A 5,066-nucleotide genomic window follows, 5' to 3' on the forward strand; every position below is an offset into this window, starting at 1 on the left:
CTGGCACTACGTGCTGGAGGAGCTGTTCGGCCGGGTCACCGCCGTCTCCTGCGTGACCGCCACCCACGTGCCCGAACGGGTCGACGAGGCTAATCACCCGTACGCGGCCACCGCCGACGACGCCGCGTACGGCATCTTCGAACTCGACAGCGGGGTGATCGCGCAGATCAACTCCTCGTGGGCCGTGCGGGTGTACCGCGACGAGCTGGTGGAGTTCCAGGTCGACGGCACCGAGGGCAGCGCGATCGCCGGCCTGCGCAACTGCCGGGTGCAGCACCGGGCCCTCACCCCGAAGCCGGTGTGGAACCCGGACCTGCCGGCCACCGAGGACTTCCGCGCCCAGTGGGCCGAGGTGCCCGACAACGAGGAGTTCGACAACGGCTTCAAGGTGCAGTGGGAGGCGTACCTGCGGCACGTGGTGGCCGGAGAGCCGTTCCGGTGGGACTTCCTGGCCGGCGCGCGCGGCGTGCAGCTCGCCGAGCTGGGGCTGCGCTCGGCCCGCGAGGGTGCGCGTGTCGAGGTGCCGGAGCTGCGCTCATGACCGCCGAGGTGGTGTTGCCCGGTGGACGGCGGCACCGGCTGGCCGGGGGTGGCGGCTTCGCCCGACCGGACGCGCCGGCGACCAGCCGGATCGCGTACGCCGCCGCGCACGTGGTCGCCGACCCGGGGGCGGAGAACGTGCCGGGTGCCCCGGCGGCGGTGGACTGGGACACCACCCTCGCCTTCCGGCGGCATCTCTGGTCGTACGGGCTCGGGGTCGCCGAGGCGATGGACACCGCCCAGCGGGGAATGGGGCTGGACTATCCGGCGACCCGGGAGCTGATCCGGCGCAGCGCCGCCGAGGCCCGTGCGGTCGGCGGGCGGATCGTCGCCGGGGTCAACACCGACCAGCTGCCCGCCGGCCCGGCCACCCTGGCGGCGGTCACCGCCGCGTACACCGAGCAGCTCGACGACGTCCGCGCCGCCGGCGCCCGACCGGTGCTGATGTGCAGCCGGCACCTCGCCGCCGCCGCACGCGGCCCGGAGGACTACCTGCGGGTGTACGACGAGTTGCTCAGCGCCGCCGACGAACCGGTGGTGCTGCACTGGCTGGGTCCGATGTTCGACCCGGCGTTGACCGGCTACTGGGGCGCGGTCGACCTGGACCTGGCCGCCGACACGGTGATCGAGCTGATCAAAGCGCACCAGTCCACGGTGGATGGCATCAAGGTGTCGCTCCTGGACGCCGACCGGGAAGTCGCGTTGCGCCGCCGCCTGCCGGCCGGGGTACGCCTCTACACCGGTGACGACTTCCACTACCCGGAGCTGATCCGGGGTGACGAGGTGGGTCACTCCGACGCGCTGCTCGGGGTGTTCGCGGCCATCGCGCCGGCCGCCGCCGCCGCGATGGCCGCCCTGGACCGGGGGGACCTGACGGCGTACGACGAGATCTTCGGGCCCACAGTGCCCCTGGCCCGGCACCTGTTCGCGGCACCGACCTGGCACTACAAGACGGGGATCGTGTTCCTGGCCTGGCTGGCCGGGCACCAGGACCATTTCACGATGGTCGGTGGCGCGCAGTCCGGCCGGTCCCCGGCGCACCTGGCCACCCTGCTCACCCTGGCCGACGCGGCCGGGCTGCTGCCCGACGCCGACCTGGCCGCCGCCCGCGCCCGAGCGCTGTTCACAGTGGCGGGGGTGGCGCAGTGAGCGCCGGGTTCGCGGGTGCGGCAGCGCCGCGGGGTGGCGACGAGGCGCTGCGGCGGTTCTCGTTCAACCAGGCGACCGCCCAGCGCTGGCCGTTGCCCGAGGTGGTGGCCGGGTGCGTGGCGGCCGGCGTGCCGGGCATCGGCCTGTGGCGGGAGCCGGTTGCCGGGTACGGGTTGGCCCGGTCGGCGAAACTGGTCCGCGACGCCGGCCTCGCCGTCACGTCGCTGTGCCGGGGTGGCTTCTTCTCCGCCGACGACTGGCGCGCGGAGAACCTGCGGGCCATCGAGGAAGCCGCCGTCCTGGGCGCCCCGGAGCTGGTGCTGGTCTCCGGTGGGCTGCCGGTCGGCAGCCGGGACGTCGACGGCGCACGGCGTCGGGTCGCCGACGCGATCGGCGAGCTGGCACCGCACGCCGAGGCGGCCGGGGTACGGCTGGCCATCGAGCCGCTGCACCCGATGTTCGCCGCCGACCGGTGCGTGATCGTCACCCTCGGCCAGGCGTTGGACATCGCCGAGCGGTTCGACCCGGCGGTGGTCGGCGTGGTGGTCGACGCGTACCACGTCTGGTGGGACGACACGGTGTACGCGCAGATCGCGCGGGCGGGCGAGTGGATCGCCGCGTTCCAGGTGTGCGACTGGGTGACCCCGCTGCCGGAGGGGGTGCTGCTCGGCCGGGCATTGCCCGGCGACGGCTGCATCGAGCTGCGTCGGCTTCGCGAGGCGGTGGACGCGGCCGGCTACGTCGGCCCGATCGAGGTGGAGGTCTTCTCCGCCGAGGTGTGGGCACGTCCGGGCCCGGAGGTGCTCGACGCCGCGATCGCCGGCTACCTGCGCCACGTTGCCTGACAGCCCCGAACGGCGGTGGCCGGCGGCGGTCGGCGCGTGGCTGGGCATCGGCACCGCGCCCGCCACGCTGGTCCTCGGGGCGGCGATGGCCGCCCGACACGGTGGCGCGGTGCCGGTGGCCGGGCTGCTGGTCGGCGGGGCGCTGATGGCGGCCCTGCTCTGGGGGCAGGGCCTGATCGGGCTGCGCCGGCCGCTCGGCGACGGCGGGACGTTGACCGCGGTGCTTCCCGCGTACCTGGGGGACACCTCGCGGCTGCTGCTGGCGGCGGTGCTGGCCGTGTCGATGGTCGGGTGGAACGGGTTCAACGTCGGGCTCGGCGGGGCCTCGCTGGCCGCGCTGACCCACCTGCCCGGCTGGGCCGGGCCGGCGCTGCTGGAGGTGGCGGTCCTCGCCGTCTCCTGGGCGCCGGCCCGGCTCGGTAACCGGGTCGCGGTGGTCACCACGCTCAGCGCGGTGGTGCTGGTCGGCTGGTGCCTGACGGTGCTTCCACCACCCGGTGCGCCGGTCCGCCCCACCGGCGGCGGGCTCGCCGACGCCGCCGCGCTGATCGGGTACGCGGCCGTGTTCGCGCTGCGCGCACCGGACTTCAGCGTGGGCCTTTCCCGAAGGCGGGACCTGGCCTGGTGCGTGGGGCTACTGGTCGGGCCGGCGCTGCTCGGGGTGCTGGCCGGGGCCGGCCTGTGGCTGCGGACCGGCTCGGCCGACGTGGTCGCGCTGCTCGCCGCCGGCTCGGGGCTGGCCGCGTACGCGAATCTGTTCGTCGCGGTGGCGGTCTTCGCGGCGGCGCTGACCACCACGTACTCCGGTTCCCTGGCGTTGCGTGGCCTGGCTCCCCGCGTGCCGGCGCGGGCGGCGATGCTGCTCGTCGCGGTGCTCGGGGGGATGCTGGCGGTGGCGCGGTTCGACCGTCTGGTGCTGCCCTGGCTGACCCTGCTGGCCGCCGCGTTGCCGGTGCTGGTGGTGCCGATGGCGGTGGAAGCAGCGGCCCGTCGGCGCGGTCGTGTCCCGCGTACCGTGCCCGCCTGGTGCTGGATGCCGCCGGCGCTGCTCGCGGTGGCCTGCACGCTCGCCGGGGTGGGTGTCGCCCCGCTGCTCGGGCTGGCCCTGGCCGCGGCGTGCACGGTGCTCTGGCGGCGCCAGGGAGGCGTCGCCTAGGCCGCAGCGGGGATGGTGGCATCGATGAGCTGCGGGCCCGGCTGGTTCAGCGCCGCGGAGAACTGCTCCGCGAGTTCCTCGGCGGTGCTGGCGCGGGTGGCGGGCATCCCGAACGCGTTGGCCAGTCCCACGAAGTCGATCTGAGGGTTGGTCAGGTCGAACAGTGGATTGGCGTCGGGGTTGGCCGGGCCCGGCTGCTTGCTGAAATAGCTCCACTCCTGGCGCAGGATCGCGTACCCGTGGTTGTTGAGGATCACGTTGGTGATGTTCAACCGCTCGCGTACCTGGGTCCAGAGCGCGGTGGCGGTGTACATCACGCAGCCGTCGGCCACCAGCGCCACCACCGGTCGGTCGGGTGCGGCGACGGCGGCGCCGACGGCCAGGGGCAGACCGTCGCCCATGGCGCCACCGGTCTGCATCAGCACGTCGTGTCGGGGAGCGCCGGCGGTGGCGGCGGCGAGGGTGGTGCCGGAACTCACGGACTCGTCGATGATGATGGCCCGTTCGGGTAGCAGCGCCGCGATGATGTCGGCCCAGTTCTGCAGGGTGAGTGCGCCGGTGGGTAGGGCCGGCGGGTGCGGGTCGGTGACCTGGGCCGCCGCGTCCGGTGCCACCAGGTCGGCGAGCCGGACCAGCGCGGCGACGGCGTCCTGACCGACCTCGGCCAGGACATGCGTCCGGGCCCCGTCGGGCACGAGGAGGCTCGGCTGGTCGGGGTAGGCGAAGAACGAGACCGGTGCCTTGGTGCCCGCGACGATGACGTGCCGCGCCCCGTGCAGTTGGTCGAGCACCTGGTCGGGATAGAAGCCGAGCCGGGGGAACGCGGGTAGGCCCGCCCCTCGTTCGACCCGGTTGGAGTAGAGCTCCTGGAAGACCCGTGCACCGGTCGCCGCGGCGATGCGGCCCGCTGCCAGCAGGCCGGCCTCCCGTAGAGCCGGTCCGCCGATCACCAGTGCGGTCGTCTCGCCGCTTCGAAGAGCCTCCGCGACCTGGTTGATCGTCTCCTGATCGACCGTCGGCGCCGGCCGGGGCCGCACGGGTGTGCCGGCCGCACCTCCCTCGGACCAGGACACGTCCGCCGGCATGATCACGGTGGCGATCTGCCCGGGTGGCTCCAGGACGGCGGCGAGCGCGGCGGCGGCGTCCGGGCCGGCACCGGCTGCGTCCTCGGGGCGGCGGACGGGGCCGCGTAGCCATCCCGCCAGCGCGGCGATGTCGGAGTTCAACGGTGGATCGAAGGCGGTGTGGAACGTCGCGTGGTCACCGACGATGTTCACCACCGGCGAGTTGGCGCGGCGGCTGTTGTGCAGGTTCGTCAGGCCGTACGCGAGTCCGGGCCCGAGGTGCAGCAGCGTCGCGGCTAAGCCCGCCGCGAC

General features: G+C 74.4%; 5 protein-coding genes. 4 read left to right on the forward strand and 1 reads right to left on the reverse strand.

What is annotated here, in order from left to right; genetic code table 11:
- The 4 genes from ABZ749_RS29195 to ABZ749_RS29210 form a co-directional block, all read left to right on the forward strand.
- Positions 1-541 (forward strand): Gfo/Idh/MocA family oxidoreductase (locus tag ABZ749_RS29195; protein WP_357233424.1); only part of this gene is annotated, 541 nt, incomplete at its 5' end.
- Positions 538-1,689 carry a dihydrodipicolinate synthase family protein gene (locus ABZ749_RS29200; RefSeq protein WP_357233426.1) on the forward strand — a complete coding sequence of 384 codons (1,152 nt, stop codon included), beginning with the start codon at positions 538-540 and terminating at the stop codon, positions 1,687-1,689. The genes ABZ749_RS29195 and ABZ749_RS29200, both read left to right, overlap by 4 nt.
- Positions 1,686-2,534 (forward strand): sugar phosphate isomerase/epimerase family protein, encoded by an 849-nt coding sequence (locus ABZ749_RS29205; RefSeq protein WP_357233428.1) that lies wholly within the window; start codon positions 1,686-1,688, stop codon positions 2,532-2,534. Before ABZ749_RS29200 ends, ABZ749_RS29205 begins: the two co-directional genes overlap by 4 nt.
- Entirely contained in the window at positions 2,527-3,690 is a 1,164-nt protein-coding gene (locus tag ABZ749_RS29210; protein WP_357233430.1) for a hypothetical protein, read from the forward strand. Before ABZ749_RS29205 ends, ABZ749_RS29210 begins: the two co-directional genes overlap by 8 nt.
- Here ABZ749_RS29210 and ABZ749_RS29215 read toward each other — a convergent pair.
- Positions 3,687-5,066 (reverse strand): acetolactate synthase large subunit (locus ABZ749_RS29215; RefSeq protein WP_357233432.1); only part of this gene is annotated, 1,380 nt, incomplete at its 5' end. The genes ABZ749_RS29210 and ABZ749_RS29215 overlap by 4 nt on opposite strands.

Origin of the sequence: Micromonospora sp. NPDC047753 (genome assembly GCF_040642735.1) — a bacterium.
Lineage (GTDB): Bacteria > Actinomycetota > Actinomycetes > Mycobacteriales > Micromonosporaceae > Micromonospora.